Origin of the sequence: Stenotrophomonas sp. GD03680 (assembly GCF_029844625.1) — a bacterium.
GTDB lineage: Bacteria > Pseudomonadota > Gammaproteobacteria > Xanthomonadales > Xanthomonadaceae > Stenotrophomonas > Stenotrophomonas maltophilia_P.
Genome location: NZ_JAOCKC010000028.1, coordinates 1 through 23,664, shown reverse-complemented (window position 1 = coordinate 23,664; position 23,664 = coordinate 1). Strand labels below are relative to the sequence as shown.

At 67.2% G+C, this 23,664-nt stretch carries 19 protein-coding genes; 10 read left to right on the top strand and 9 right to left on the bottom strand.

Annotated features, from left to right (window positions below; translation table 11 throughout):
- The first annotated feature begins 45 nt into the window (after positions 1 to 45).
- From N5J29_RS17670 to N5J29_RS17660, 3 genes are all read left to right on the top strand, one after another.
- Complete coding sequence (locus N5J29_RS17670) at positions 46 to 594, top strand: YaeQ family protein (protein ID WP_053517781.1); 549 nt, start codon at positions 46 to 48, stop codon at positions 592 to 594.
- Positions 591 to 1,775: an NAD(P)/FAD-dependent oxidoreductase gene (locus tag N5J29_RS17665; protein ID WP_111185616.1), complete on the top strand. Its 1,185-nt coding sequence runs from the start codon at positions 591 to 593 to the stop codon at positions 1,773 to 1,775. The genes N5J29_RS17670 and N5J29_RS17665 overlap by 4 nt, the downstream gene beginning before the upstream one ends.
- Before the next feature lie 91 nt (positions 1,776 to 1,866).
- Positions 1,867 to 3,936: an EAL domain-containing protein gene (locus N5J29_RS17660; protein ID WP_128988965.1), complete on the top strand. Its 2,070-nt coding sequence runs from the start codon at positions 1,867 to 1,869 to the stop codon at positions 3,934 to 3,936.
- Positions 3,937 to 4,085: 149 nt separating this feature from the next.
- On the opposite strand, the gene fabV is transcribed toward N5J29_RS17660, so the two are convergent.
- The 6 genes from fabV to queA form a co-directional block, all read right to left on the bottom strand.
- Complete coding sequence (gene fabV / locus N5J29_RS17655) at positions 4,086 to 5,345, bottom strand: enoyl-ACP reductase FabV (RefSeq protein WP_053520465.1); 1,260 nt, start codon at positions 5,343 to 5,345, stop codon at positions 4,086 to 4,088.
- A gap of 596 nt (positions 5,346 to 5,941) precedes the next feature.
- Entirely contained in the window at positions 5,942 to 6,922 is a 981-nt protein-coding gene (secF, locus tag N5J29_RS17650; RefSeq protein ID WP_053519778.1) for a protein translocase subunit SecF, read from the bottom strand.
- Between the two features lie 15 nt (positions 6,923 to 6,937).
- Positions 6,938 to 8,794: a protein translocase subunit SecD gene (secD, locus tag N5J29_RS17645; RefSeq protein ID WP_053519779.1), complete on the bottom strand. Its 1,857-nt coding sequence runs from the start codon at positions 8,792 to 8,794 to the stop codon at positions 6,938 to 6,940.
- Between the two features lie 61 nt (positions 8,795 to 8,855).
- Positions 8,856 to 9,200 carry a preprotein translocase subunit YajC gene (gene yajC, locus N5J29_RS17640; protein WP_164153134.1) on the bottom strand — a complete coding sequence of 115 codons (345 nt, stop codon included), beginning with the start codon at positions 9,198 to 9,200 and terminating at the stop codon, positions 8,856 to 8,858.
- Between the two features lie 134 nt (positions 9,201 to 9,334).
- On the bottom strand, positions 9,335 to 10,465 hold the full coding sequence (gene tgt / locus N5J29_RS17635; RefSeq protein WP_065181313.1) for a tRNA guanosine(34) transglycosylase Tgt: 1,131 nt from the start codon (positions 10,463 to 10,465) through the stop codon (positions 9,335 to 9,337).
- A gap of 97 nt (positions 10,466 to 10,562) precedes the next feature.
- Positions 10,563 to 11,630, bottom strand: a complete 1,068-nt coding sequence (gene queA, locus N5J29_RS17630) for a tRNA preQ1(34) S-adenosylmethionine ribosyltransferase-isomerase QueA (RefSeq protein ID WP_111185614.1) — start codon at positions 11,628 to 11,630, stop codon at positions 10,563 to 10,565.
- Between the two features lie 209 nt (positions 11,631 to 11,839).
- On the opposite strand from queA, the gene N5J29_RS17625 reads away from it, so the two are divergent.
- Positions 11,840 to 13,336 (top strand): aminotransferase class III-fold pyridoxal phosphate-dependent enzyme, encoded by a 1,497-nt coding sequence (locus N5J29_RS17625; protein WP_065181311.1) that lies wholly within the window; start codon positions 11,840 to 11,842, stop codon positions 13,334 to 13,336.
- Between the two features lie 264 nt (positions 13,337 to 13,600).
- Positions 13,601 to 14,194, top strand: coding sequence for a TIGR00730 family Rossman fold protein (locus N5J29_RS17620; protein ID WP_065175031.1), 594 nt, complete (start codon positions 13,601 to 13,603; stop codon positions 14,192 to 14,194).
- A 19-nt stretch (positions 14,195 to 14,213) separates the two neighbouring features.
- Here N5J29_RS17620 and N5J29_RS17615 read toward each other — a convergent pair whose 3' ends face one another.
- On the bottom strand, positions 14,214 to 17,009 hold the full coding sequence (locus N5J29_RS17615) for an EAL domain-containing protein (protein ID WP_231107716.1): 2,796 nt from the start codon (positions 17,007 to 17,009) through the stop codon (positions 14,214 to 14,216).
- A 292-nt stretch (positions 17,010 to 17,301) separates the two neighbouring features.
- Between N5J29_RS17615 and N5J29_RS17610 the strand changes: the two genes are divergently transcribed.
- The 5 genes from N5J29_RS17610 (at position 17,302) to N5J29_RS17590 (ending at position 21,440) form a co-directional block, all read left to right on the top strand.
- Positions 17,302 to 17,820: an RNA polymerase sigma factor gene (locus tag N5J29_RS17610; RefSeq protein WP_239519831.1), complete on the top strand. Its 519-nt coding sequence runs from the start codon at positions 17,302 to 17,304 to the stop codon at positions 17,818 to 17,820.
- Positions 17,817 to 18,779: a hypothetical protein gene (locus N5J29_RS17605; RefSeq protein ID WP_164153148.1), complete on the top strand. Its 963-nt coding sequence runs from the start codon at positions 17,817 to 17,819 to the stop codon at positions 18,777 to 18,779. The genes N5J29_RS17610 and N5J29_RS17605 overlap by 4 nt, the downstream gene beginning before the upstream one ends.
- 34 nt (positions 18,780 to 18,813) lie before the next feature.
- Entirely contained in the window at positions 18,814 to 19,410 is a 597-nt protein-coding gene (locus tag N5J29_RS17600) for a YigZ family protein (protein ID WP_053519787.1), read from the top strand.
- Positions 19,403 to 21,175, top strand: coding sequence for an ABC transporter transmembrane domain-containing protein (locus N5J29_RS17595; protein WP_065181307.1), 1,773 nt, complete (start codon positions 19,403 to 19,405; stop codon positions 21,173 to 21,175). The genes N5J29_RS17600 and N5J29_RS17595 overlap by 8 nt, the downstream gene beginning before the upstream one ends.
- Before the next feature lie 70 nt (positions 21,176 to 21,245).
- Positions 21,246 to 21,440, top strand: coding sequence for a hypothetical protein (locus tag N5J29_RS17590; RefSeq protein ID WP_053519789.1), 195 nt, complete (start codon positions 21,246 to 21,248; stop codon positions 21,438 to 21,440).
- A 164-nt stretch (positions 21,441 to 21,604) separates the two neighbouring features.
- Here the strand turns inward: N5J29_RS17590 and N5J29_RS17585 are convergent, their stop codons facing one another.
- Together N5J29_RS17585 and pdxY are read right to left on the bottom strand one after the other, a co-directional pair.
- Positions 21,605 to 22,729 carry a prephenate dehydrogenase gene (locus N5J29_RS17585; RefSeq protein ID WP_164153149.1) on the bottom strand — a complete coding sequence of 375 codons (1,125 nt, stop codon included), beginning with the start codon at positions 22,727 to 22,729 and terminating at the stop codon, positions 21,605 to 21,607.
- Positions 22,726 to 23,634, bottom strand: a complete 909-nt coding sequence (gene pdxY / locus N5J29_RS17580; protein ID WP_053519791.1) for a pyridoxal kinase — start codon at positions 23,632 to 23,634, stop codon at positions 22,726 to 22,728. The genes N5J29_RS17585 and pdxY overlap by 4 nt, the downstream gene beginning before the upstream one ends.
- Between the last annotated feature and the right edge of the window lie 30 nt (positions 23,635 to 23,664).

Below are 23,664 nucleotides of genomic sequence, written 5' to 3'. Positions count from 1 at the left end.
TGCAGCAAACCTCTATCATTGTCCTCTTTAGTCGACGGATCCCCCATGGCCCTCACCGCCACCATCCGCAAGGCCGAGTTGCAGATCAGCGACATGGATCGCGGCTACTACGCGACCCACAACCTGACCCTGGCCCAGCATCCGTCGGAAACCGACGAGCGCCTGATGGTGCGCCTGCTCACCTTCGCCCTCAACGCCGACGACCGCCTGGAATTCGGCCGGGGCCTGAGTACGGATGACGAGCCGGACCTGTGGCAGCACGACTACACCGGCGACATCCTGCAGTGGATCGACCTCGGCCACCCCGATGAATCCCGTATCCGCAAGGCCAGCAACCGCAGCCGCCAGGTGCAGGTGGTCAACTACGGCGGCAATGCGTCCGACATCTGGTGGGGCAAGCAGGGCAAGGGCCTGGCGCGCTTCGACAACCTGTCGGTGATCGACCTCGATGGCACCTTCGTCGAGCAGTGGGGCCAGCAGATCCAGCGTGCCATGCGCTTCAGCGTGCTGATCCAGGACGGCGAGGTGCAGATCCTCAACGACCAGATCCAGCTCGACATCATCCCCACCTGGCGCAAGCGCGCCAAGGCATGAGTACGACGCGCTGCGACGTCGTAGTGATCGGTGCCGGTGCCGCCGGCCTGATGACCGCGATCACCGCCGGCCGGCGCGGCCGCCAGGTGCAGGTGATCGATCACGCCAACAAGATCGGCAAGAAGATCCTGATGTCCGGCGGTGGCCGCTGCAACTTCACCAACACCGGCACCACCCCGGCCAACTTCCTGTCGGCCAATCCGCACTTCTGCAAATCGGCGCTGGCCCGGTATACGCCTTGGCACTTCATCGAGATGGTCGAGCGCCATGCCATCGCCTATCACGAGAAGGAGCTGGGGCAGCTGTTCTGCGACGTTTCGTCCAAGCAGATCGTGAAGATGCTGGTGGACGAGTGCCAGGCAGCGGGTGCGCACATCCGTACCCACTGCAGCGTCGAGCGCATCGAGCACGGGACGGATGGCTTCCGTGTGCACACCACGCAGGGGATGTTCCACTGCGCCTCGCTGGTGGTCGCCACAGGTGGCCTGTCCATCCCCAGCCTGGGCGCAACCGGCTTCGGCTACGAGATTGCACGCCAGTTCGGGCATGCCGTGCTGCCGACCCGCGCCGGACTCGTGCCGCTGACCCTCAGCGGCAGGCACCAGGAGCGCCTGGCCGACCTGAGCGGTGTCGCGCTGCCGATCGAGGCGCGCTGCAACGGCATGCAGTTCCAGAATTCCATGCTGCTCACCCATCGTGGCGTCAGCGGCCCGGCGATCCTGCAGATCTCTTCCTTCTGGCAACCCGGCGACGCACTGGAACTGGATCTGCTGCCCGGCCAGGATGCCGGCCAGTGGCTGCGACGGATGAAACAGGAGCGGCCAGCCGCCGAACTGCGCACGGTGCTGGCCGAGGTCCTGCCCAAGCGCCTGGCCCAGCGCCTGTGCGAACACTGGCTGCCGGACCGCCCGGTACGGCAGCTGGATGAGCCCCAGCTGCGCCAGGCCGCGCAGCTGCTGGGTGCGTTCCCGCTGGTGGCCAGTGGCACCGAAGGCTACCGCACCGCCGAGGTCACGCTGGGCGGCGTGGACACCGCCGACGTTTCGTCCTCCACGATGGAATCCAAGCGCGTGCCGGGCCTGCATTTCGTCGGCGAAGTGCTGGACGTCACCGGCTGGCTTGGCGGCTACAACTTCCAGTGGGCCTGGGCCAGCGGCCACGCCGCCGGCAGCGTGGTGTGAACCGCATCGCCGTTCGGGGTGCGGGATGCCTGCACGCATGGACGGCTCGCCGTGCATCGTGTATCAAGATCCGCAGATTGGGGAGCAGTGCATGCAGAACGCGAACGACATCACCATCCGCCTGCTGATCGTCGACGACAGCGGCGAGAATGCGGAAGCCATCGTCAGCACGCTGCGCAACAGCGGCATCGCCGTGCGCCCCTGGCGCCCGCAGGATTCGGCCGAGCTGTCGCAGGTGCTGGCCAACCAGGCCATCGATCTGGTGCTGGCCTCGCCCTCGCAGGGCATCCCGCTGCCGCTGGTGGCCCAGCACATCGCGGCCAGTGGCAAGGACATTCCGCTGGTGCTGCTGGCCGAGCGCATCGACGAGGATGAGCTGGTCCAGGCCAGCAGCCATGGCATCCGCGCCCTTGCCCTCCGTCAACGGCCGGAGCATCTGCTGGCGGTGGTCCGCGACCAGTGGGTCGACCTGCAGGCGCGCCGCGGGCTGCGCCGCATCGAGGCACAGATGCGCGAGACCGAGCGCCGTTGCGACGCGCTGATTGCCTCCTCCCGCGAACCCATCGCCTATGTGCACGAAGGCATGCACATCCGCGCCAACGATGCCTATCTGGACATGTTCGGCTACGAGCATTTCGACGACATCGAGGGCATCTCGCTGCTGGACATGGTGGCCGCCCAGCATGTTGATGACTTCAAGCAGCTGCTGAAGAGCCTCAGCCGCGGTGAAGCGCCACCACCGCAGTACCAGCTCGATGCACGCCACCAGGATGGCAGTGCGTTTCCGGCAACGATGGAATTCACCGCAGCCACCTATGAGGGCGAATCCTGCCTGCAGGTCGTGTTCCGCCGCCGGATCGAGTTCGACCCGGAACTGGCCCGAGAGGTCGAGGATCTTCGCCAGCGCGACCAGGTGACCGGCCTGCTGAACCGGCCGACCTTCATGCTGCAGGTCGAAAGTGCGGTCGCCCAGGCTGGCCGCAGCGAGGGCCAGTTCGGCCTGCTGCTGGTCGAGCCCGACCACTATGCGCGGCTGATGCCGGACATCGGGCTGGCCTCGGCCGATACCCTCATCGGCGCGCTGGCCTCCCTGCTGGCCGATGTCGTGGGGGAGGACGCGCAGCTGGCGCGCTTCGGCGAACACAGCTTCGCCGTGCTGCAGGCCGGCCCCTATGCGCAGACCGTGGCACTGGCCGAACGCATCCGTGAGGCATATGCCGCCCATGTGTTCAGCATCGGCGCGCGTTCGGCCACGGTCACCGTGAGCATCGGCGGTGTCCAGGTCGGCGAGAAGATCGCCAGTATCGGCCAGGTCCTGGCGCGTGCCAGCGAGTGCACGCAGGCGGCCGCCGAGCTGGGCAACACCTGTCGCATCTTCGATCCGGCCGCGGTCGATCGGGTCGAGGAAGAACGTGTGCAGCGATGGGTCGGCCGCATCCGCGAAGCCCTGGACGGCGACGGCTTCCAGCTGCATTACCAGCCGGTACTGAACCTGCAGGGCGAGCCACTGGAGCTGTATGAAGCCTATCTGCGACTGGAGCACAACGGTGAACTGCTCAGTCCCACCGCTTTCCTTGGCATCGCCGAGGAACACGGGCTGCTGGCCGAGATCAACCGCTGGGTGGTGTCCAAGGCCATCACGGTGCTGGGGCAGCGCGCGCGCGAAGGCAGCGCCACCCAGATGCTGGTGAAGGTCACCCCCGAATCGTTCGACGACCCGCAGATGATTGCCACCCTGCGTGGTGAACTGAAAGCGCACGGGGTTCCGGGCGAGCGCCTGTGGCTGCATGCGCCGGAAGCGAAGGTGTTCACCCACCTGCGCAGCGCCCAGCAGTTCCTGGCCGCCGTGGCCCCGCTGGGCTGCCGCATCGGCCTGGAACAGTTTGGGTCCGGCCTGGATTCGTTCCAGCTGCTGGCCCACTTCCAGCCGCAGTTCCTCAAGCTGGACCGTGGATTCACCAGCGACCTGGCGGCGACCCGCGAGAACATCGACCGCATCAGCCAGATCACGGCGCGCGCGCAGGAGGCCGGTATCCGCACCATCGCCGAGTTCGTCAGCGATGCCAACTCCATGACGCTGCTGTTCAGTGCAGGCGTGGACTACGTGCAGGGCGACTTCGTCGGTCCGGCGCTGCCGACGATGAGTTTCGACTTCGGGTGATCCCGCATCGCCGGGCATGGCCCGGCGCTACCAAGGGGCGCCGGGGTAACGCCGGCCCATGCACGACGAGCCTTGTAGCGCCGGGCCATGCCCGGCGAGCATAGCGGCGCGCCCTACGTGAAAAGGCCGGCTTTCGCCGGCCTTTTCGATCAGGTCATATCGACCAGATTGTTGATCTTCACATCCGGATCGACGTCGGCCTCGTAGTCGACGCCTTCAACGCCGAAACCGAACAGGCGCAGGAAGTCCGCCTTGTAGCCGGCCAGGTCGCTGATCTCGTACAGGTTCTCGTTGGTCACCTGCGGCCACAGCGCAACCACCTTGCCCTGCACGTCTGCCGCCATTTCCTTGTAGTCGGCACGCAGGCGGCCTTCTTCATCGACCAGCGCGACGGTGTGGCCATCGCCATCGACCAGATCGTGGCGCAGGCGGTCGATCGCCACGCCGTCGGCCTTGCCGCCGTAGAGGATGTCGTAGAGCACGTCCAGCTGCTCGATGCAGCCTTCGTGGGTGCCCTTTTCCTTCATCACCTTGAACAGCAGCGACAGGTACAGCGGCATCGTCGGAATGGCCGAGCTGGCCTGGGTGACCACGGCCTTGAGCACCGACACGCGGGCATCACCGCCGATCTTCGCCAGCTTCTCGCGCAGGCCCAGCACCTTGGTGTCGAGATCCTTCTTGGCAGCGCCGATCGAGCCATTCCAGTAGATGGCCTGGGTGATTTCTTCGCCAACGTAGGTGAAGGCGGTGGTGGTGCAGCCATTGGCCAGCACGCCGGCATCGGCCAGCGCGTCGATCCACATCTGCCAGTCTTCACCGCCCATCACTGCGACGGTCCCTGCGATTTCCTCCGGCGTCGCCGGCTGCAAAGTGGTCTCGGTGATCACTTCCTTGTCGGTATCCAGGCCACGCAGCGTGATCGGCTCACCGATCGGCTTCAGCGTGGAACTGATCACTTCACCGGTTTTGGGGTGCTTGCGGCGCGGCGCAGCCAGGCTGTAGACGACCTGGTCGACCTGGCCGAGATCGGCCTTGATCATCTCGATGGTGCGCGCCTTCACTTCATCCGAGAACGCATCACCATTGATGCTCTTGGCATACAGGCCCGCCTCATCGGCATAGCGGTGGAACGCCGCCGAGTTGTACCAGCCCGCCGTGCCCGGCTTGGTCTCGCTGCCGGGACGCTCGAAGAACACGCCCAGGGTCGCCGCACCGCTGCCGAACGCGGCAGTGATGCGGGCGGCCAGGCCGTAGCCGGTCGAGGCGCCGATCACCAGCACGCGCTTGGGACCGTTCTGGATCGGCGGGCGGGCGCGGATGTAGTCGATCTGCTGCTTGACGGCGGCGTCGCAGCCGGTCGGATGGGTGGTGACGCAGATGAAGCCGCGGACGCGCGGTTTGATGACCATGGATACCTCGGGTTGGCAGATGCGGCGCGCAGGGCGCTCAGCAGGAATCGGAGGGCGCGCCTGCGCGCGCGAACCGCAGGATCGTAGTGCGCGAGAGCCGAATGCACAACCGACGCTGCCGTAGGGTGGTGTTTGTTTTGCAGGGTTGCACCCTGCACCCGCCGAATCAACGTCAACGTCAACGTCAACGTCAGAAGCGAGCTATCTGCGGGATGGCGGGGCGGGTCCGGTTGCGGGGGACGCCGCAAGTACGTCCATGTAGGCTCGGTCGCGCCATCCATGGCGCTCACGCCCCCGCAACCGGACCCACCCCGCCTTCGACAGTCTTCCGCGTTCTGTCGGAACCGCATTCTGCTCTGGTGGGTGTCGACCTTGGTCGACACGATTGAATTCATTCGAAATCTGACAGATGTGTCGACCAAGCTCGACACCTACCGACAGCCGCGTGAACCCGCACTCCGACACCGCCCCGCCAACCCACGAAATGCCCGCTGTTGATGTTGCCTTTGCCTCGGCGGGTGCCGGGTGCAACCCGGCCAACAAAAAAAAACCCCGCTTGCGCGGGGTTCTCTGTGCGTTGCGTGCAGCGCGAACGCTTACGGACGGCGGGCCAGAGCCTCGATGTCCTTGGCCTTCGGCAGCAAATCCTGCTTGCTCACGCGCAGGAAGCCGATCGTGAGCATCGGCACCGCGACCAGGATCGACGACATGACCACGATCACCGCACCGATCATGTGCGTTTCGGCCAGGCCTTCCATCGAGCTGCCACCGTACAGGTACAGGGCCAGTGCGGACAGGAAGAACATCACCGCGGTGATCACCGTACGCGACAGCGTCTGGTTGATCGAACGGTTCAGCACTTCCATCGGTTCCACGCGCAGGCTGCGGAAGTTCTCGCGGACGCGGTCGAACACCACGATGATGTCGTTGATCGCAAAGCCCATCACCGACAGCAGGCCGGCCAGCACAGTCAGGTCGAACTCGCGGCCCAGCAGGGACACGTAAGCCACCGTCACGATCAGGTCGAACATGGCCACGATGCTGGCGGTGACCGCGAACTTCCATTCAAAGCGGACGGCGATGTAGATCAGGAAGCCGGCCAGCATGAAGATGGTGGCGTACAGGCCGTTCATCGCCAGATCCTTGCCGATCTGCGGGCCGACGAACTCATTGCGCAGCACCGTCGCCTGGTTGTCGGCCGAGGACAGCGCCTTGACCACGGCCGCCGCGGTGGCCTTGTCCTCGGCGGCGGAATCGCCGGTACCCGGCGCATGCTCACCGTGCGGCGCCAGGCGGATCAGCAGGTCGGTACTGCCACCGACGCTCTGCACCTGGGCGCCGTCGAAGCCGCTCTGCTCGAGCTTGGTGCGGACCTGCTCGACGTCCACCGGGCGTTCGAAGCGGGCCTCGATCAGGGTGCCACCGGTGAAGTCCAGGGCATAGTTGAAGCCCTTGAAGCCGATGATGGCGATCGATGCCAGGAACACGATGATCGTGACGACCATGGCGACATGGCGCCACCGCATGAAATCGATCTTGGTGTCGTTCGGGAGGATGTGCAGCGGAAACAGTTTCATGTGCGTGTCGTCCCGTCAGATGGCCACGTTCTGGAGCTTCTTGCGGCGGCCGTAGATCAGCGTCGCCAGCGCACGCGACACGGTGATCGCGGTGAACATGGAGGCGAAAATACCGATGATCATGGTCAGCGCGAAGCCCTTCAGCGGACCGGTACCGAATGCGAACAGTGCCACGCCGACGATCAGGCCGGTCAGGTTGGCGTCGAGGATGGTGCCGGAAGCGCGCTCGTAACCGGTCACGATCGCGGTCTTGCCCGGAACACCGGCCCGCAGCTCTTCACGGATACGCTCGTTGATCAGCACGTTGGCGTCGACCGACAGGCCGACCGACAGCGCCAGGCCGGCAAAGCCCGGCAGGGTCATGGTCGCGCCGAACAACGACATCACTGCCACCACGATCAGCAGGTTGAACAGCATCGCCACCGACGTGATGATGCCGAACATGCGGTAGTAGATGCTGAAGAACACCAGGGTGAACAGGAAGGCGAAGACCACGGCGCGCATGCCGTTCTTGACGTTCTCGGCACCCAGGCTCGGGCCGACCACGCGCTCTTCGACGAAGTCCATCGGCGCGGCCAGCGAGCCGGACTTCAGCAGCTTGGCCAGGTCTTCGGCTTCCTTCTTCTGCAGGCCGGTGGTCTGGAAGTTCTTGCCGAACACGCCATTGATGTTGGCCACCGAGATCACTTCCTCGTTGACCTTGAAGCCGCGCACTTCCTGGCCGTCGACCACGGTCACGGTCGGCACGCGTTCGGTGTACACCACCGCCATCGGCTTGTTCACGTTGGCGCTGGTGAAGTCGAACATGCGCTGGCCACCGACGTTGTTCAGCGTCACGCTGACCGCCGGGGCACCGCTGTTGGCGTCGGTCACCGCCTGCGCAGCCACCATCTGGTCGCCGGTGACGATCACGCGCTTGTTCAGCAGGATCGGGCCGCGGCCGTCACGCTGCTGGTAGACCTTGGCTTCCGGCGGGATGCGGCCGGCGTTGATGGCGTCCTGGGCGTTGCCCTCGACCACCGCACGGTATTCCAGGGTGGCGGTCGCACCGATCATGCGCTTGGCTTCGGCCGTGTCCTGCACGCCGGGCAGCTGCACCACGACGCGGTCGGCGCCCTGGCGCTGGATGATCGGCTCGGCCACGCCCAGCTGGTTCACGCGGTTGCGCAGGGTATTGATGTTCTGCTCGATGGCGCCGTTGGCGATCTGCGAGATCTCGGCCTCCGGCACGGTCACCGTGATGCGGCTGCCGCTGACGTCGTAACCGAGGGTCGGCTGCGCCTTGAGCAGGGCCGTGCGGGCGCGCTGCGCGGCGTCGTCACCGGCGGACGGGCTCAGGTTGGCCACGATGCTGTTGTCGGCGCGACGCTCGACCGACTGGTACGGAATGCGCGCGTCGCGCAGGGTGCTGCGCACGTCTTCGGTATAGGCATCCAGGCGCTTGTCCAGCGCAGCCTTCTGGTCCACCTGCAGCACGAAGTGCACGCCGCCCTGCAGGTCCAGGCCGAGCGTCATCGGGCGACCGCCAAGATTGGCCAGCCAGTCCGGAACGGTGGATGCCAGGTTCAGCGCGACCGTGTAGTTCTCACCCACGCTGTCGCGCAGCAGGTCGCTTGCCGCGGCCTGGGTCTTGAGGTCCGGCAGGCGGACGATCAGGCTCTCGCCTTCCTTCTCGGCGCCGAGGCTGGCGATGCCGGCCTTCTTCAGGTCAGCCACCACGCGGTCGCGGAGGGCGTCGTCGACCTGTCCGCCACGGTTGGCGGTGATCTGGACGGCCGCGTCCTTCTGGTAGATGTTGGGCAGCGCATACAGCGTACTGAGCGCAAGTACGATCAGGATGACGACGTACTTCCAGCGTGGAAATTCGAGCATTGCTTGGGTCCCGCGCGGCGCCATCCCCGGCGCCGCGGTTGTGCATCGGAAAGGGAGTGGCTTACTGGGCCGACTTCAGGGTACCGGCCGGCAGCACGTTGCCGACAGCGCCCTTCTGCACGCGGATGCGCACGTTCTCGGCCACTTCCAGGGTGACGAAGTTGTCGCCGATGTCGGTGACCACGCCGGCGATGCCACCGTTGGTCAGCACTTCGTCGCCACGCTTGATCTTCTCCAGCATGGCCTTGTGCTCCTTCTGCCGCTTCATCTGCGGGCGGATCATCAGGAAGTACATGATGGCGATCAGGATGATCGGGAACAGCAGCGTGGTCAGGCCCATGCCCTGCGGTTGGCCACCGGCGGTCTGGGCGTGGGCGGCGGGAATCAGGAAGGCAAGCAGGTTCATCTTTGGTCCTTTGGTTGGGCGGCGCTCCGGCCCTTTCACGGGCGCGGGGTGTCGACCGCGGATCTGGGTCAGCCTTGAAGTATGCCATGGCCCCGGACGTTCGTCCCCGGGCCGTTCGACAGGGGGGCCCCGGGTTACAGCGGCGGCGGAACCGCTCCGCGTGCCGCATAGAAGGACTCGCGGAACGCCTGGAAGGTTCCCGCCTCGATCGCCGCCCGGATGTCGGCCATCAGCTTCTCGTAGTAGAACAGGTTGTGCAGGGTGCCCAGCATCGGCGCCAGCATCTCGTTGCAGCGGTCCAGGTGGCGCAGGTACGAGCGGGTGTAGCCGCCGGTACAGGCCACGCAGCCGCAGCCCGGTTCGATCGGGTCCATGTCCCGCGCATACTGCGAATTGCGGATGCGGACGGTACCGAACGAGGTGAAGTAATGCCCGTTGCGCGCGTTGCGGGTCGGCATCACGCAGTCGAACATGTCCACGCCGCGTGCGACACCCTCGACCAGGTCTTCCGGCCGGCCCACGCCCATCAGGTAGCGCGGGCGGTCGCCCGGCAGCTCCGGATCCAGGTGGTCGAGCATGGCGTTGCGCTCATGCTCCGGCTCGCCCACGGCCAGGCCACCGATGGCATAGCCATCGAAGCCGATCGCCTGCAGGGCCTCGGCCGAGCGGCTGCGCAGGTCGGTATGCACCCCACCCTGGACGATCCCGAACAGGGCCGCATCGTTGCCGAGCTCGTCATGCGCGTTGCGGCTGCGCTGGGCCCAGCGCAGGCTCAGCTCCATCGACCGGCGGGCGACGTCCTCGGTGGCCGGGTACGGGGTGCACTCGTCGAAGATCATCACCACGTCCGAATCGAGCACCTTCTGGATCTTCATGCTCTCTTCCGGGCCGAGGAACACCCGGGCCCCGTCGGTCGGCGAAGCGAAGGTCACGCCCTGTTCGGTGATCTTGCGGCGGTGGGCCAGCGAGAACACTTGGAAACCGCCGGAATCGGTCAGGATCGGGCCGTCCCAGCGGCAGAAGCCATGCAGTCCGCCGTGGTCGGCGATGATGTCCAGGCCCGGACGCAGGTACAGATGGAAGGTGTTGCCAAGGATGATCTCGGCACCCAGCGCGCGCACCTGGTCCGGCAGGATGCCCTTGACCGAGCCATAGGTTCCCACGGGCATGAAAGCCGGCGTTTCCACCGTGCCGCGCGGGAAGGTCAGGCGGCCGCGACGGGCACGGCCGTCGCGGGTCTTGAGCTGGAACTGCAGTCGGGACATGGAGCGGTCGTTCAGGCAAATAGTTGCCTATTGTCTCCCAAGAAGGCGTGCGCACCAAGGTGCGCACCCACAAGGGTCCCTGCCCTCCCGGCGCGCCCTACCCTGCCTGCGGGAACAGCAGCATCGCGTCGCCGTAACTGAAGAAGCGATAGCGCTGCTGGATCGCGTGCTGATAGGCCTCGAACACCCGCTCCTTGCCGGCAAAGGCCGAAATCATCATCAACAGGGTGCTTTCCGGCAGATGGAAATTGGTCACCATCGCGTCAACGCTGCGGATCCGATAGCCCGGGGTGATGAAGATCTGCGTCTCGCCGGCGAACGGCAACAGCTCGCCGTCACGCATCGCACTTTCCAGCGCGCGCACCACGGTGGTGCCGACACCGATCACGCGCCCGCCCGCAGCGCGGGTCCGACGCACCTGCTGCACCAGCTCGGCGCCCACGTTCAGCCACTCGCGGTGCATCACGTGGTCCTTCAGGTCATCGGCTCGCACCGGCTGGAAGGTGCCTGCCCCCACGTGCAGGGTGACGTGGCCGAACTCCACGCCCTTGTCCTTCAGCGCGGCCAACAGCGGTTCATCGAAATGCAGGCCGGCGGTCGGTGCCGCCACCGCTCCCACCTCCCGCGCGAACACGGTCTGGTAGCGCTCGCGGTCGTCCACGCCCGGCTCGCGCTGGATGTAGGGGGGCAGCGGCAGGCGTCCGGCGTGCAGCAGCCACTGCTCCAGTGACTCGGGCACATGGAACTGCAGCACATAGAACTCGCCGTCGCGGCCCAGCACTTCGGCTTCGCCACCGGCATCGAGCGCGATGCGGCTGCCGGCCTTGGGCGACTTGCTGGCGCCGACCTGGGCACGCGCCTGCTGGCCGCCGAGCAGGCGCTCGATCAGGATCTCGACCCGCCCACCGCTGGCCTTCTGACCGAACAGGCGCGCCGGGATCACGCGCGTATCGTTGAATACCAGCAGGTCGCCCGGCTGCAGCAGCGAGGGTAGATCACGCACCTGCAGGTCGGTGAAGGCGGCAGGGGCCGGAGGCACCAGCAGCAGGCGGCTGGCGGAACGTTCGGCCAGCGGCGCCTGCGCGATCAGTTCAGCCGGCAGGTCGTAGTGGAAATCGGACTTCTTCAAGGCAGTGGGCGGCAACAGGTCGACAATGGCGCGCATTGTACGGCCAGCGTCTGCGAGCCGGCGTGGTCCGCGGCGAACGTCGCGCAAAATGCTGCTATGCAACAGGTTTCTGCGGGGTTATCGCGCAAAAAAACAAGTGCTAGCATCGAGATGGAAGTCCGCTGCACGAGGCCGCCCAGCGCGCGTGATGACGCGCGTTTTGCTTTTTGATGGCCCGTGCGCCCCATTGTTTCAGGAGATCTGCAATGAGCTTCATCGAACGCCTCGCCCCCCTGCGCAGCCAGCCCGGCACCCGCCTCACCACCGGCCTGGACGACGCCACCCTGACCACCCTGTCCGTCCGCCATCCGCAGCTGGTGGCCGCGGTCGAGGCCGCCGCCGCGGAGTTCGCCCGTGTGCAGGGCGAACTGGGGCCGTTGCTGGCGCAGGACGAACAGGCGCAGATCGATGCCATGCAGGACGGGTTCGTCAATTTCTACGCCGACGACGCCGTTACGCCCTATGTGGCGCTGGCCGCGCGCGGCCCGTGGGTGGTCACCCTCAAGGGGGCGGTGCTGTATGACGCTGGCGGCTACGGCATGCTCGGCTTCGGTCATACCCCCGACACGGTGCTGGAGGCGATGGCCCGACCGCAGGTGATGGCCAACATCATGACCCCCAGCCTGTCACAGCAGCGCTTCATCACCGCCCTTCGCGCCGAGATCGGCCACCGTCGTGGCGGCTGCCCGTTCGCCCGTTTCATGTGCCTGAACTCCGGCTCGGAAGCGGTCGGGCTGGCCGCACGCATCGCCGACGTCAACGCCAAGCTGCAGACCGACCCGGGTGCGCGCCACGCCGGCGCCGCGATCAAGCGCGTGGTGGTCAAGGGCAGCTTCCATGGCCGCACCGACCGGCCGGCGCTGTACTCCGATTCCAGCCGCAAGAGCTACATGCAGCATCTGGCCAGCTACCGTGGCGAGGATTCGGTGATCACCGTGGCGCCGTACGACGAAGCCGGCCTGCGCGCGGTGTTCGAGGACGCCGCCCGCAACAGGTGGTTCATCGAGGCGGTGTTCCTGGAGCCGGTCATGGGCGAAGGCGATCCGGGCCGCTCGGTGCCGCCGTCGTTCTATGCCCTGGCCCGCGAATTGACCCGCGCGCACGGCAGCCTGCTGCTGCTCGATTCGATCCAGGCCGGCCTGCGCGCGCACGGCGTGCTGTCGGTGGTTGACTACCCGGGCTTCGAAGGCCTGGATCCGCCGGACATGGAAACCTACTCGAAGGCCCTGAACGCGGCCCAGTACCCGCTGTCGGTGCTGGCGGTGACCGAGCATGCCGCACAGCTGTACCGCAAGGGCATCTACGGCAACACCATGACCAGCAACCCGCGTGCGCTGGACGTGGCCTGCGCGACGCTGGCACAGCTGACCCCGCAGGTGCGCGCCAACATCGCCGAGCGCGGCGCCGAAGCCGTGCGCAAGCTGGAACAGCTCAAGGGCGAGCTTGGCGGGCTGATCACCAAGGTGCAGGGTACCGGCCTGCTGTTCTCGTGCGAGCTGGCGCCGCAGTTCAAGTGCTACGGCAGTGGTTCCACCGAAGAATGGCTGCGCCGGCATGGCATCAATGTGATCCATGGCGGCGAAAACTCGCTGCGCTTCACGCCCCACTTCGGCATGGACAGCGAAGAGCTGGATCTGCTGGTGGGCATGGTCGGCCGCGCCCTGCGTGAAGGCCCGCGACGCGAGCAGGCTGCGGCGGCGTAAGCCCCCGCTTTTTGTAGAGCCGAAGGCAGCGGCAGGAGCCGCTGCCAACGTCGCTGGCGACGGCCCGAAGGGTGCCGGTCAGGACGACCGGCATAGCCCATGCTCGGCTAGGGCACTGCCGCGATCTGAACGAAGAGCAGCCGAGCATGGCTCGGCTCTACAGAAGGCCTCTCAAGGCCTCATAATCCTTGGACACCCCGTCCCTGACCGCCCTGCGGTCGGCGACGGGGCGTTTTCGTTTCCGGCCAAGAGACAGGAAGATCCATGAAATCGATCTGTGTGTACTGTGGTTCCAACGCTGGCAGCAAGCCGGCCTATACCGAACGCGCCATTGCACTGGGCGACCGCATCGCCCGCGACGGCCTGCGCCTGGTGTATGGCGGCGGCAACGTCGGCCTGATGGGAACCGTGGCCAATGCCGTGCTCGCGGCCGGCGGCGAGGTCACCGGCGTGATTCCCCGCCAGCTGGCCGACTGGGAAGTGGCCCATCGTGGCCTGACCGAGCTGGAGATCGTCGGCTCGATGCACGAACGCAAGTCGCGCATGTTCGACCTGGCCGACGGCTTCGTCGCCCTGCCCGGCGGCTTCGGCACCATGGAGGAGATCTTCGAGATGCTGACCTGGCGCCAGCTGGGCATCGGCAACAAGCCCTGTGCATTCCTGGACGTGGACGGCTTCTACGCGCCGCTGATCGGCATGATCGATCGCATGGTGGATGAGCGCTTCCTGCACCCGGACCAGCGCCAGGACCTGTGGTACGGCTCGGACATCGAGCAGATGCTGGAGTGGATGAAGAACTACCAGCCGGCACAGGCCTCCAAGTGGATCGACGAGAAGCGCCGCGCCGCCCTGCGTTGATTGTCCGCCGCGTGGCGTCTCAGGTCGCCACGTCGGCCCAGGGAGCCGGTCGCCCCAGCAGGTAGCCCTGGCCGTAATCGCAGCCCAGTTCGCGCAGTGTCTGCCGCTGGGCTTCGGTTTCGATGCCTTCGCCGATGGTTTCGATGCCCAGCGTGCGCGCCAGCGACAGCACGCCCTGTACAAGCGCGCGGGTGCTCTGCACTTCCGGTCCATGCAGGCCGGCAATGAAGCTCTGGTCGATCTTCAGCGTGCTGATCGGGAAGCGGTGCAGGTACGACAACGCCGAGAAGCCGGTGCCGAAGTCGTCCAGCTGCACCTGGATGCCGCGCTCGCGCAGTCCCTGCAGGATATGCAGCGTGTGCGGGCCGTCATCCAGCAGCGCGACCTCGGTGATCTCCAGGCGCAACCGGCGCGGATCGGCCCCGCAGGCGTCGAGCAGGCCGAACAGGCGCGCACTGAAACCGGCCGAACGGAAATGCCGCGGCGACACGTTCACCGACACATAGCCCTGCCCGCCCGCGGCCAGGCCGGCGATGACCTGTTCGTAGATCAGCCAGTCGACCTGTTCGATCAACCCGCTCTCCTCTCCCAGCTCCAGGAACGCGCCCGGCAACAGCAGGCCACGCCGTTCGTGCTGCCAGCGCAGCAGCGCTTCGTGTCCCACCACTTCCCCGTCGGACAGGCGCACGATCGGCTGGTAGAACGGCACGAAATCCCGGTTGTTGATCGCCCGCCGCAGATCGGCTTCCAGATCGAGGCTGCGCATGGCCTGCTCGCGCATGTCCTCGTCGAAGATCGCACAGCGATCATGCCCCTGCGCCTTGGCCCGGTACATGGCGGCGTCGGCATCGCGCAGCAGCTCTTCTCCGGTCCGGTAACGCGGATTCCACAGCGCGATGCCGAGGCTGCCGGACGGGAACAGCTCGCGCCCGGCGATCCACATCGACTCCTGCAATGCCAACAGCAGGCGCTGACCGAAATCCAGGGCCTGCGCCAGGCCCAGCGGGCACTGCAGCAGCACCGCGAACTCATCACCGCCCAGGCGCGCCACCACGTCGTCGGGGCCCGCCATCGACACGATGCGCTTGGCCACTTCCACCAGCATGTGATCGCCGGCGGCGTGGCCGATGCTGTCGTTGACCAGCTTGAAACGGTCCAGATCCAGGAACAGCACCGCGAACACCGGACCGTCCTCCTGCCTGGCCAGTACCAGCGCATCCTGCAGCCGGTCCAGCAGGTGCAGGCGGTTGGGCAACCCGGTCAGCGCGTCGTGCATGGCCTGGTGGGTCAGCCGCTGCTCGGCACGCAGGCGCTCGCCGATCTGGCCCAACAGCTTTTCATTGACCTCAGCCAGTTCGCGCGTGCGTTCGTCCACGCGCTTCTCCAGCTCGGCATGCGCCGAACGCAGGCGCTGCTGGTCGCGCTGGCGGGCCAGTCCGGTGCCGATGTTCTGCGCGACGAAGGTCAGCAAGCGCTGGTCGTGGATGCTGAAGGCACGCTGCTCGCTGTAGCTCTGCACCACGATCGCGCCAACCACTTCGTCATCCCGCAGCAGCGGCACGCCCAGCCAGCACAGCGAGCGCGCGCCGGACTCGCGCACCTCGCCACTGGCGCGCAGCGAGTCGATCTGCGCGCGGGAGGCCAACAGCGGCTGGCGGTTGCGCACCACGTATTCGGTCAGGCCACGACTGAACGCACGGGAGGCGCGGCTGGCGTGGCGTTCATCCACCGAGTAGACGAAATCCAGTCCATCACCCGCCTCGTTGACCAGCGCGATGTAGAAATTGCGCGCGTCGAGCAGTCGGCCGACCACGCCATGCACCTGGCCGTAGAACTGCTCCAGGCTCTCGGCGGACATCGCCATCTCTGCAATGTCGTACAGCGCGATCTGCAGCTGCTCGGCACGACGGCGCTCGGCCACTTCGTCCTGCAGGCTGTGGTTGGCGCGCTGCAGCTCCTGCGTGCGCAGTTCCACCTGCTGCTCGAGCCGCACCTGGGCCTGGCGCCGGTCCATCGCGGTCTGTACGTGCTGGGCAACGAAACCCAGCAGTGCACGCTCGGCCTCGCCATAGCGGTCTGCCTGCTCGTAGCTCTGCACCACGATGGCACCGCACACCCGGCCATCGCGCAGCATCGGCACACCCAGCCAGTCCAGGCTTTCGGGGCCGCGAAGCGGGTCATGCTCCTGCCCGACCTCGCGGGCCAACAGTTCCCGCGAAGGTCCGCTCAGGGGCCTGCCATGGTGCAGCAACGCCACCGTCAGGCTGCGCGGCATTCCACTGGCGTCGAAGCTCTGCGCCGGGTCGGCGACGAAATCATCCACCTGGTCGGCGAAGTACAGGAACCTGATCTGGTCGTGCAGGTCATCGTATTCGACGATGTAACAGTTTTCCGCGTACATCAGCGTGCCCAGCACGTCGTGCACGCGGCGCAGCATCTGCCCCATCTCCAGGTCGGCGCCGGCAAGATCGGCAATCTGGAACAGCGCCTGCTGCAGCCGCTCGGCCTCTTCCAGCGCCTTGATCTGTCCCGCCTGGCGGCCCCGCTGCAGGGCCAGTTCCATGGCCTGCCGCGCCAGACCCCACCATGCGGACGAAGGCGCCGCGCCTTCCACCACCAGGTACAGGCGGGCACCATCATGATCCCAACCGTGGCGGCCATCGCCTGCAGCCGGTGCCCCGCTGTCGGCCGCGACCGGGGGTATCGGCCAGATGGCGTCACCGCGCCCCAGCTGGGGATCGTCCCAGCCGACCCGGACCACCGCCGATTCCGGCAGCAGCGCATGCAGCGCGCGCACGAGTTCCGTACTCAGCACGGCCTCGTGTGATGGCGTTTGCGCAGGTTCAGCGTGCGTGGACAAATGACAATCTCTTGGCGCCGTCTGTGCGTCGCCTCCCCTGAGCCGCCGAGCATAGCGCGCCACCGGGGGGGCAATGGAAGCCCGGCAACCCCGAATCGTGCGCCCGTTCGTTATTCCTGGCGTCCGCACCCCGTTCCGAGCCATGAACCTCGCCCTGTCCGCCCCCGCACCCCGCTATGCGCCATCGTCGGCAGGCCTTAACCTGTACCGCGTGGAAGCCAGCGCCCTGCCAACCGATGAAGCCTTGATGCTCGCCTGGGCCGGCGGCGACCTGCACGCGTTCGAGAGCCTGTATGCGCGCCATCGCAAGCGCCTGTTCGGCTTCCTGCTGCGCCAGCTGCGCGATACCGCCCTGGCCGAGGAGATCTTCCAGGACGTCTGGCAACGGGTCATCAGCGCACGGTCCGGCTGGCAGCCGGATGCCGCCTTCAGCACCTGGCTGTTCCGCATCGCGCACAACCGGCTCAACGATCACTGGCGCGCCGCACGCCACCGCCCGGCGGCGCCGGCCGATGCCGAGCTGCGTCTGGCCGCGCTGGAAGATGGGCAGACCCCGGAAGCAGAGCTTTCTGAATTCGAGCAACGTCGCCGCATCCAGCGCGCGATGGAAGAACTGCCGCTGGAGCAGCGCGAAGTGCTGCAGCTGCGGCTGGATCAGCAACTGAGCCTGGAGGAGATCGGCCAGATCACCGGCGTAGGCCGGGAAACCGTGAAATCGCGGCTGCGCTATGCGATGGACAAGCTGCGTGCGGGACTGAACGCATGAACCGAGACGAACCCCTGACGCCTGAAGAGCGCGAGCTGGCGCGCCTGCTCGGCCGTCGTGTCGAACAGGCGCCTCCGGCGGCGCTGGATGCCACGATCCTGGCGGCCGCCCGTGCGGCGGTGCAGGCGCCACCGGCCGACGCGGCCGACGCGGGCAGCGTGCGTGCACGGCGGCCGCGCCGGCACTGGCCTGCGGTGTTCGGCGTTGCTGCATCGATGGTATTCGCCATCGGCATCGCCTGGCAGCTGCGCCCGGAACCACCCGCGGTCCCGGCGCACGATGCACAGATCACTGCGCCGCGCGTCGCCGACGAGGTCGCTGCCGAAGTGGCCGCGCAGCCTGCCGAGGGCCCTACCCGGCCTTCCCCTGCCGAGCCGGCCATCGCAAGTGCGCCGCCGGCACCACCGGCGCCGGTCGCGGCACCCAGGCCCGCCGCGCCGGCCCGATCCTCCGCACCGCAAACACCGGCACCGACGGTGGCGGCACGAGCGAAAGCGGCTGCTCAGGCCACCGAGCGCTCCGCCGCCGACACCGCAGCTCCGCCGCCGGCTGCGGAACCTCCGGCCGCTGTGGCCTATTCGGCACCGCTGCCTGCTGCGGCGCCTGCGCCGCCGTCGCTGGAAGCGCGCGACGCCGTTGCCCCCCTGTCCGGCGCGATGGAGGCCGCTCCGGCCAGCGCGGGACAGCGCGGTGACACCACGACGCTCAAGCGGGCCGCACCGCTCCGCAGCGCACCGGGCGTGATGCGTCGCGGCAGCGATGCCGCGCTCAGCGCTACGGCCGTGCAGGCCGAAGTGGCCGCCGACGCCCAGCTGCCCCGCCGGCAGTGGCTGCAGAAGATCCGCGAACGTCGCGACGAAGGCCAGCGCGACATCGCCCGTGCCAGCCTCGAGCGCTACGTGCAGCAGTATCCGGAGTCGCGGCTGCCACGCGACCTGCGTCCTCTGCTGGACGACTGAAGCATGGGGGCGGCAACCCCGTAGAATGAAGGGAATGCCCGATACCCTCGCCCAGCCCGTCAGCCACACGCTGGAAGTCAAGCACAGCCGCTTCATCGCCCATGCCGCGCCCATCGATGGCGCGGCGGCGGCGATGTCGTTCCTGCAGCGGGTGATGGTGGCCGACGCCACGCACAACTGCTGGGCCTACCGGCATGGACAGGAGTATCGCTCCAGCGATGATGGCGAGCCGGCGGGGACTGCCGGCCGGCCGATCCTGGCCGCCATCGATGGCCAGGGCTTCGACCGGGTCATGGTGGTGGTGATCCGCTGGTACGGGGGTATCAAGCTCGGCGCCGGTGGCCTGGTCCGCGCCTACGGCGGTACCGCCGCCGAGTGTCTGCGCACGGCACCGCGGCTGCCGCTGGTGGCGATGGCACGGCTGCAGCTGCTGGCCGGCTTCGAGGACCTGGGTACCCTGCATGCGGCCCTGCCCGCGTTCTCCGCCGAGAAGCAGGATGAACAGTTCGACGCTGAAGGCGTGCGCCTGCGGATCGAATTACCCGCCGACCAGGCCGACGCATTGAAAATCCGCCTGCGAGACGCCACCCGTGACCGTATCCGTATCCGAGATGACGACCAGGATGACTGACAAGGACGACGCGGCCGCCGCGACCCCGCCATTGCGCCGCCTCGGCAGCCTGCGAACGCTGTGGCCGTTCGTGCGCCGGCACAGTGGCCTGTTCGCCGCCTGGCTGCTGGCGCTGGCCGTCTCCTCGGCCGCCACCCTCAGCCTGCCTCCGGCCGTCAAGCAGATGATCGACCACGGCTTCAGCAGCGGCGGCCAGATCAACCGGGCGTTTGCCCTGCTGATGCTGGTGGCGGTAGTGCTGGCGATCGCCACCTCCGCACGCTTCTACTTCGTGTCGCTGCTCGGCGAGAAGGTAGTGGCCGACCTGCGCAGCCGTCTGTACGGGCACCTGATCCAGTTGGGTGCCGGTTTCCATGACCGCAGCCGCAGCGGCGAACTGGTCTCGCGCCTGACCGCCGACAGCGAGCTGCTGCGCAGCGTGGTGGGCTCGACCATGTCAGTCGCATTGCGCAGCAGCGTGACGGTGGTCGGCAGCCTGGCGATGCTGTTCGTGACCAGTCCGCGCCTGGCGGCGTGGTCGCTGCTCGGCATCCCGCTGGCGGTACTGCCCATCATCATCGGCGCACGCAAGCTGCGCACCGTCGCGCGCAGCAGCCAGGACCGCATCGCCGACGCCAACAGCCTGGCCAGCGAGACCCTCGGTGCCGTCCGCACGGTGCAGGCACATGCGCGCGAGCCTTACGAGCGCGGCCGCTTCGACCTGGCGCTGGGCGATGCGATCCGGGCCGCACGCCGGCGCATCGGCGCACAATCGCTGGTCACCGCCAGTGCCATCCTGCTGATCTTCGGTGCCATTGTCGGCGTGCTGTGGCTGGGCGCCCACGATGTCATCGAGGGCCGCCTCAGTGCCGGCACCCTGGGCCAGTTCGTGCTGTATGCGCTGATCGGCGGTGGTTCGGTGGGCGCTCTGGCCGAAGTCTGGAACGAGCTCCAGCGCGCTGCCGGCGGCATGGGCCGGATCGGCGAACTGCTGCAGGAGGATGTCGAGATCCGCGCGCCCGCGCATCCACGCGCGCTGCCGCAGCCGCTGCAAGGCGAGATCCAGTTCGATGACGTGGTGTTCCACTACCCGCAGCGACCGGACCAGGCCGCGCTCGACCACTTCAGCCTGCATGTGCGCCCCGGCGAGACCGTGGCCCTGGTCGGTCCCTCGGGTGCCGGCAAGAGCACGGTGCTGTCGATGCTGCTGCGCTTCCATGACCCGGCCAACGGCCGCATCTGCGTGGACGGCATCGATGTGCGCGAGGTCGATCCCGCCGACCTGCGCGCCCAGCTGGCCCTGGTGCCGCAGCAACCGACGCTGTTCGCCGCCAGCGCCCGCGACAACATCCGCTACGGCCGCCTGCAGGCCAGCGATGCCGAAGTCGAGGAAGCGGCGCGTGCCGCTGAGGCCGATGGCTTCCTGCGTGCGTTGCCGCAGGGTTATGACAGTGAGCTGGGCGAGCGCGGCGCGCGCCTGTCCGGCGGGCAGCAGCAGCGCGTGGCGATCGCCCGCGCGCTGCTGAAGGATGCGCCGATCCTGCTGCTGGACGAAGCCACCAGCGCGCTCGACGCGCAGAGCGAGTACGGTGTACAGCAGGCGCTGGAGCGCCTGATGGCGGGCCGCACCACGCTGGTCATCGCCCACCGTCTGGCAACCGTGCTCAAGGCCGACCGCATCGTGGTCATGGACCAGGGGCGGATCGTCGCCGAAGGCACGCACGCACAGTTGTTGGCTGAAGGGGGTCTGTACGCGGAGCTGGCGCGGCTGCAGTTCATCGATTGATGACGGTCGGCTAACACCTCTGGCGCCAAGCTGGCCGTGCAGAAGCAGCATCCGCTGAAGGAGGTGGACGATGTCGTTCCGTCAGTTTCCCGCAGTCGACAGCAATGGCGAGAGCCATATCATCATCGAGTTCAAGCCCGAGGCCAATGGTAGCGGGCATCATTCCGAAGCCACCCCGCGCTACGAGCTCGACGACGGGCGTCATCTGGTGCGCAATGGCCGCGAGTTCAGCACCAGTGGCGGCGAACTGCGGCTGACCATCTAGCGTCGCGTGGGTCATCGCAGGGACGCCGGGCGTAGCCCGGCCTCACCGGCAGCACCCTGGTCAGTTTTTCGCCACAGATCTTGACAGCCTGTGCTGGCAAGGCATGAGCAGTGTTATCCACATGTTTGCGCAGAATTCATCCACATCCCCTGTGGATGAATGCACTACGCCAGTACCCGTCCGATTCCGCTGGCATCCACGGCGGCCGCTGCGTCGGCCAGGGCACGTGGATCACTGCCGGCGACGAAGCCGATGCGGAAATGCACTTCCCCGCCCGGCGTGCGCGAGGAATGGATAGAAGCCAGGCTGATGCCGTGCTGCTCGAAGATGTTCAGCAGTTCACGCAGTGAGCCCGGGCGATCTTCCGGCAGGTGGACCGACACGGCGTTGCGCTCGGTCAGATCGGCCAGCAGGTAGCCCACCCGCTCGAAGGTATAGTTTCCCGAGGCCAGTGCAGGCGCGCCGAAGGCGGCCCGGTTCGCCACCAGCATCTGCTCACGGAATGCACCGCGCGCCATGTCGTCGCCTTGATCGACCTGGGCCTGCAGCACGCGCAGCTGGCCGACCAGGCGTTCCAGCATCGGCGCGACATGCGGATTGCCGAACTGGATGTCCTCATAGATCGCCGGATTCAGCGAGAGGATGCGCGAGATGATCGCGGTATCCAGTTCGAACGACGCCGAGCGATAGGGAAGCATCGCTTCCAGTGTCCCCAGTTGCGGCTGATATTCCCGCAGCACGCCGGCCTGGGCCAGATGCGTGGCATGCACCATCGCCTGCACCAGCGCCATCATCTGGTCATGGTGCTGTGGCGTGGCGCGCACGCACTCGGCCTGCAGCGCCACGCACAGCGCATCCAGCCAGGGCCGACAGTGCTGCAGTCGCGCTTCGCAGACCACCATGACCCTGCCCTTCAACGTGGGGGCCTTCGGCGGCGCGGTCATCGGGTGCAGGCCGACCACTTCGGCCTGTGAGGCAAGCATCGCCTGTACCGGCGCGTCCTTGACCGAGGTGACATCGAGCCACAGGCGCCCGCGTTCACGACCCGCCGAGCGGCGCACGTATTCGGCGATCAGTTCCGGCGTATGCCGGATCGGTGCGGAGAACACCAGTACATCGGCCTCGGCCAGCAACTGCTCCGGTGTATGCGAAGCAGCATCGGCCGGATCGTGGCCGATCACCTGCAGTCGCATCTGCTGCTCGAAGAAGCGGCCCAGCCAGCGCCCGTAGGCGCCGGCACTGCCGACGATGCCGATCGTGCGCGGCGCAAAGTGCTGCACTGCCGTCATGCCACGCGTTCAGCGCGGAAGCGCGTGCCTTCGGCCAGTGCGGCGGGCGCCGCGGCAATCACATCGAACTCCTCGAAACCATTGGCCAGCGTGGCCTCCAGGGCGGCATGGGTACCCGCGATGGCACGCGAGATCGCCTGCTGCATCGACTCTCCCCGCAGCAGGAACGACACCACCAGCGACATCAGTACGTCGCCGGTCCCGGCCACGTCCACCGGCAGCAGCGGCGAGGTCCAGCGCCAGGTCTCGTCGCGTCCCACCGCCAGCGTCACCAGCTCGCCCGGCGTGCCACCCACGCTGTGCGCGATCACCCAGTGCGGACCACGCGCCAGCAGCGTACGCGCGGCGGCGATGGCGTCGGCCTCGGCCAGTGCCGGCATGCCGGTCAGGCGGGCCAGCTCGAATGCATTCGGGGTGACCAGCCAGGCATGCGGCAGCAGCCGTTCGGCGAAGATCGCCTCCAGGCCCGGCTCCACATAGGGGCCGGTATGGGTATCGCCGATCACCGGATCCAGGCAGTAGCGCAGCTGCGGGCACGCGGGCAGGACCTGATCGAGCCAGTCGGCGAACGCCGCACCATTGGCGGTGCTGCCGAAGTAGCCGGAGACCAGCATCCTGGCCCGCTGCGGCAAGCCACGCTCGTGGGTGCCCAGCAGCAGATCGGCGAACCAGTCACTGGGCAGTACGCGGCCGCGGGTTGTCTCGTAGAACGGCGCGTTGCTCAGCAGCGTGGTCGGGATGTCGGCCACGCGCACACCGAGCGCGCGCATCGGCGGCATGGCGGCACTGTTGCCGGCATGGCCGTAGACAAGTTGCGACTGGACCGAAATGACATCGACCGGCGACGGCCCATCCGGCCGCTGGCGGCGACCGTGGACCAGATGGGTATCAAGGGATTCGCTCATATCCACATTCTACGCCCAAGGGGGTTTTCG

Excerpts from the sequence above, each read along its gene's own strand:
- N5J29_RS17670 (WP_053517781.1), top strand. The coding sequence starts at position 46 with ATGGCCCTCACCGCCACCATCCGCAAGGCCGAGTTGCAGATCAGCGAC.
- N5J29_RS17665 (WP_111185616.1), top strand. The coding sequence starts at position 591 with ATGAGTACGACGCGCTGCGACGTCGTAGTGATCGGTGCCGGTGCCGCC.
- N5J29_RS17660 (WP_128988965.1), top strand. The coding sequence starts at position 1,867 with ATGCAGAACGCGAACGACATCACCATCCGCCTGCTGATCGTCGACGAC.
- fabV (WP_053520465.1), bottom strand. The coding sequence starts at position 5,345 with ATGGTCATCAAACCGCGCGTCCGCGGCTTCATCTGCGTCACCACCCAT.
- secF (WP_053519778.1), bottom strand. The coding sequence starts at position 6,922 with ATGAAACTGTTTCCGCTGCACATCCTCCCGAACGACACCAAGATCGAT.
- secD (WP_053519779.1), bottom strand. The coding sequence starts at position 8,794 with ATGCTCGAATTTCCACGCTGGAAGTACGTCGTCATCCTGATCGTACTT.
- yajC (WP_164153134.1), bottom strand. The coding sequence starts at position 9,200 with ATGAACCTGCTTGCCTTCCTGATTCCCGCCGCCCACGCCCAGACCGCC.
- tgt (WP_065181313.1), bottom strand. The coding sequence starts at position 10,465 with ATGTCCCGACTGCAGTTCCAGCTCAAGACCCGCGACGGCCGTGCCCGT.
- queA (WP_111185614.1), bottom strand. The coding sequence starts at position 11,630 with ATGCGCGCCATTGTCGACCTGTTGCCGCCCACTGCCTTGAAGAAGTCC.
- N5J29_RS17625 (WP_065181311.1), top strand. The coding sequence starts at position 11,840 with ATGAGCTTCATCGAACGCCTCGCCCCCCTGCGCAGCCAGCCCGGCACC.
- N5J29_RS17620 (WP_065175031.1), top strand. The coding sequence starts at position 13,601 with ATGAAATCGATCTGTGTGTACTGTGGTTCCAACGCTGGCAGCAAGCCG.
- N5J29_RS17610 (WP_239519831.1), top strand. The coding sequence starts at position 17,302 with ATGCTCGCCTGGGCCGGCGGCGACCTGCACGCGTTCGAGAGCCTGTAT.
- N5J29_RS17605 (WP_164153148.1), top strand. The coding sequence starts at position 17,817 with ATGAACCGAGACGAACCCCTGACGCCTGAAGAGCGCGAGCTGGCGCGC.
- N5J29_RS17600 (WP_053519787.1), top strand. The coding sequence starts at position 18,814 with ATGCCCGATACCCTCGCCCAGCCCGTCAGCCACACGCTGGAAGTCAAG.
- N5J29_RS17595 (WP_065181307.1), top strand. The coding sequence starts at position 19,403 with ATGACTGACAAGGACGACGCGGCCGCCGCGACCCCGCCATTGCGCCGC.
- N5J29_RS17590 (WP_053519789.1), top strand. The coding sequence starts at position 21,246 with ATGTCGTTCCGTCAGTTTCCCGCAGTCGACAGCAATGGCGAGAGCCAT.
- N5J29_RS17585 (WP_164153149.1), bottom strand. The coding sequence starts at position 22,729 with ATGACGGCAGTGCAGCACTTTGCGCCGCGCACGATCGGCATCGTCGGC.
- pdxY (WP_053519791.1), bottom strand. The coding sequence starts at position 23,634 with ATGAGCGAATCCCTTGATACCCATCTGGTCCACGGTCGCCGCCAGCGG.